4 protein-coding genes and 2 pseudogenes are annotated in these 3133 nt (G+C 71.2%); 5 read left to right on the forward strand and 1 reads right to left on the reverse strand.

Going from position 1 to position 3133, the window contains the following annotated elements:
* A pseudogene (locus tag AB0B91_RS64710) lies at window positions 1-590 on the forward strand (MFS transporter); the annotation flags it as partial.
* Between the two features lie 10 nt (window positions 591-600).
* Here the strand turns inward: AB0B91_RS64710 and AB0B91_RS64715 are convergent.
* On the reverse strand, window positions 601-957 hold the full coding sequence (locus tag AB0B91_RS64715) for an STAS domain-containing protein (protein ID WP_089002493.1): 357 nt from the start codon (window positions 955-957) through the stop codon (window positions 601-603).
* Between the two features lie 162 nt (window positions 958-1119).
* Between AB0B91_RS64715 and AB0B91_RS64720 the strand changes: the two genes are divergently transcribed.
* From AB0B91_RS64720 to AB0B91_RS64735, 4 genes and pseudogenes are all read left to right on the forward strand, one after another.
* Window positions 1120-1977, forward strand: coding sequence for an STAS domain-containing protein (locus AB0B91_RS64720; protein WP_089002492.1), 858 nt, complete (start codon window positions 1120-1122; stop codon window positions 1975-1977).
* Window positions 1977-2384: an STAS domain-containing protein gene (locus tag AB0B91_RS64725; protein WP_089002491.1), complete on the forward strand. Its 408-nt coding sequence runs from the start codon at window positions 1977-1979 to the stop codon at window positions 2382-2384. The genes AB0B91_RS64720 and AB0B91_RS64725 overlap by 1 nt, the downstream gene beginning before the upstream one ends.
* Window positions 2381-2800 (forward strand): ATP-binding protein, encoded by a 420-nt coding sequence (locus tag AB0B91_RS64730; protein WP_089002490.1) that lies wholly within the window; start codon window positions 2381-2383, stop codon window positions 2798-2800. Before AB0B91_RS64725 ends, AB0B91_RS64730 begins: the two co-directional genes overlap by 4 nt.
* Window positions 2797-3133 (forward strand): annotated as a pseudogene (locus AB0B91_RS64735) (hypothetical protein); the annotation flags it as partial. The gene AB0B91_RS64730 and the pseudogene AB0B91_RS64735, both read left to right, overlap by 4 nt.

Raw genomic sequence — 3133 nt, forward strand, 5'->3', positions numbered from 1 at the left:
GCCCCGGGCGGAACCGGCCCGGGCGGACCCGGCTCGGCTGGGCGATGGCGGTCTACTTCGGGACGCAGTCGCTCGGCGCCTACGCGATCATGGGCTGGCTGGCCCAGCTCTTCCGCGACGCCGGCTACCGACCGCAGGACGCGGGCCTGCTGCTCGCCGGCGTGACCGCCCTGGGCGTGCCGATCGCGCTGCTGATGCCCACCCTGGCCGGGCGGCTGCGCACCCTGCACCCGCTGGTGCTGACGCTCTCCGCCGCGATGGCCCTCGCCTACGTCGGGATGGCCGTCGCGCCGCACGACGGGGCGCTGCTCTGGGTGGTGCTGCTCGCGATCGGGCAGAGCGCCTTCCCGATGATCCTGGCCACCATCGGGCTGCGCGCGCGCACCGCCGAGGGGACGGTGGCGCTCTCCGCGTTCAGCCAGAGCGTCGGGTATCTCATCGCCGCGCTGGGGCCGCTGCTCGTGGGCATCCTCTACGGGACCACCGGCGGGTGGACCGTCCCGATCGGGTTCCTGCTGGTGGCACTCGCCGTGCAGACCGGCGCGGGCATGGTGATCGCCCGTCCCCGGCACATCGAGGACGAGGCGTGAGGGGGAACCGTCAGGAGGTGGCGGGCGTGGGGTCGCCGGCCACGGCCTGCTCGACCGTGGGGTAGGTGTGCAGCACCTCGACGAGGCCGCTCACCTCGAGGATGCGCAGCACGCCCCGCTGCGGGGCGGCCAGCCGCACCACGCCGCCGGCCTCGTCGCAGCTGTTCTTGGCCCGGACGAACACCGACAGCCCCGTGGAGTCGCAGAACGAGACGTTCGCCAGATCGAAGACGAGTCGGCTGCGACCCTTGTCGAGCAGGTCGGTGATCTGGTCCTGAAGCTGCGGTGCGGTCGCCATGTCCAGCTCGCCCGCGACCGAGACGACGACCACGTCGCCGCGCTGTTCCGTGTGCACCGTCAAGGACATTCGCCAGACCTCCTGTTATCGGGGAAACGGTATCCCACCATCGGGGTGGTACGCAGAACGGGAGGCGGTATCCGGTGGCCGTGCTCATTCGTTTGCCCTGCGGCAACTAGCGCTCCGGCCTCCGGTGATAGAGTCCGCCGTCGAGGTCGAAGGGGGTTCACCATGGCGTTGAGCACGGAGGAAGGCAACCGGCTGGCCGGTCTGCTGACCGGTCACGCCGAGCGGGTCACGCAGCGCTGGACGGAGATCGTCGCCGCGTCCCTGCGCGGGCGGCTCAGCCAGGGCGAGCTGCGTCGGCAGGTGCAGGAGCTGCACTCTAGCATGATCACTGCGAGTGAGCAGGGCGCCGTCGACCTGGACTCAGAGCAGGCCACGGAGCTGCGCGCCGTGCTCTCCGAGCTGTCCAGGGGGCGCGCCCGGCAGGGCTTCTCCGCCTCCGAGACCGCGATCAGCGTGTTCGCGCTGAAGGAGGTGCTGCTGGAGCTGCTGGAGGCCGAGGGCGGCTCCGAGAGGCTGCGCGACTACGTCGCCTTCTCCGGGCTGATCGACCAGATGGGCCTGTTCACCTTCGAGAGCTTCGTGCGCACCCGCGAGAGCCTCATCGCCGACCAGGCGGAGCAGTTGCTGGAGCTGTCCACCCCGGTGGTGAAGCTCTGGGAGGGCGTGGTCGCCGTGCCGCTGGTCGGCACCCTCGACTCGGCCCGGGCCCAGGTGGTGATGGAGCGGCTGCTCCAGACCCTGGTCGACACCGGCTCGCCCTACGCGATCATCGACATCACCGGCGTACCGGCGGTGGACACCCAGGTCGCCCAGCACGTCCTCAAGACCGTGGTGGCCGCCCGGCTGATGGGCGCCGACTGCATCATCTCCGGCATCCGGCCGCAGATCGCGCAGACCATCGTGGCGCTGGGCATCGAGTTCGGCGACATCGCCACCAAGGCCAGCCTCGCCGACGCGTTGCGGCACGTGCTCCGGCTCACCGGGGTCGAGACCGGCCGCCGCCAGCGCCGGGAGGCCTGATGGAACGGGTGCCGATCCTCAAGATCGGCGACATCCTGCTGGTCTCCATCCAGGTCGACATGTCCGACCAGACGGCGGTCCAGCTCCAGGAGGACCTCGCGGAGCGGATCGTCGCCACCGGCTGCCACGGTGTGATCATCGACATCACCGCCCTGGACATCGTCGACTCCTTCGTCGGGCGGATGCTGTCGACCATCGCCTCGATCTCCAAGGTGCTCGACGCGGAGACGGTCGTGGTCGGCATGCGTCCCGCCGTCGCCATCACCCTGGTCGAGCTGGGCCTGTCGCTCAACGGCATCCGGACGGCGCTCAACGTCGAGCGGGGCATGGAGTTGATCGCGGCGGCCCACGCCGACGAGCTCGCGTTCGACGACGAACCGGACGCCGAGACGACGGCGTTGTCATGACCGCCGGAGTCGACCTGGGCCAGCCGCAGGCGCAGGCGATCCGCAGCGACGAGGACGTGGTACGCGTCCGACAGCTGGTGCGTACGGTGTCGGTGGCCGTCAAGCTCTCGCTGGTCGACCAGACCAAGGTCGTCACCGCGGCGAGCGAGCTGGCCCGCAACACCCTGGTGTACGGCGGCGGCGGCACGGTCGAGGTGGCCACGGTCGACAACGGCCGGCGGCGGGGCGTGCGGATCGTCTTCGCCGACTCCGGCCCGGGCATCGCCGACCTCGACCTGGCGCTGACCGACGGCTACACCACCGGCGGCGGGCTCGGTCTCGGGCTCAGCGGCGCACGCCGGCTCGTCGACGAGTTCGACATCCAGACCGCCGTTGGTGAGGGAACCAGGATCACGGTCACCAAGTGGTCCCGATGAACGACGACGCGGTCTCCGACCGCGGAGTCTGGTTCCGGGTCGAGAACGGCAGCGCGGCCAGCACGGTGCGTCGGGCCGCCGAGCGGCTCGGCGTCCAGCTCGATCTGGGTGCCGACCGCACCGCCGACCTGGCCATCGTCGCCGCCGAGCTGACCAGCAACCTGGTCAAGCACGCCGACGACGGTGTCCTGCTGCTGCGTCCGGTGCGGCGCGACGGGGAGGCCGGTGTGGAACTGGTCGCCCTCGACACCGGGCCGGCCGAGGTGGCCGCCGCCGACGCGGAACTGCCCGCCCGGCTGGCCGACGTCAACACCCGCCTGTCCGAGGTACGGG

Origin of the sequence: Nonomuraea sp. NPDC049141, from assembly GCF_040648415.1 — a bacterium.
Taxonomy (GTDB): domain Bacteria; phylum Actinomycetota; class Actinomycetes; order Streptosporangiales; family Streptosporangiaceae; genus Nonomuraea.

Bases quoted from the DNA above. Each gene is read 5' to 3' on its own strand.
- AB0B91_RS64730 (WP_089002490.1), top strand. From the start codon at position 2,381: ATGACCGCCGGAGTCGACCTGGGCCAGCCGCAGGCGCAGGCGATCCGC.
- AB0B91_RS64725 (WP_089002491.1), top strand. From the start codon at position 1,977: ATGGAACGGGTGCCGATCCTCAAGATCGGCGACATCCTGCTGGTCTCC.
- AB0B91_RS64715 (WP_089002493.1), bottom strand. From the start codon at position 957: ATGTCCTTGACGGTGCACACGGAACAGCGCGGCGACGTGGTCGTCGTC.
- AB0B91_RS64720 (WP_089002492.1), top strand. From the start codon at position 1,120: ATGGCGTTGAGCACGGAGGAAGGCAACCGGCTGGCCGGTCTGCTGACC.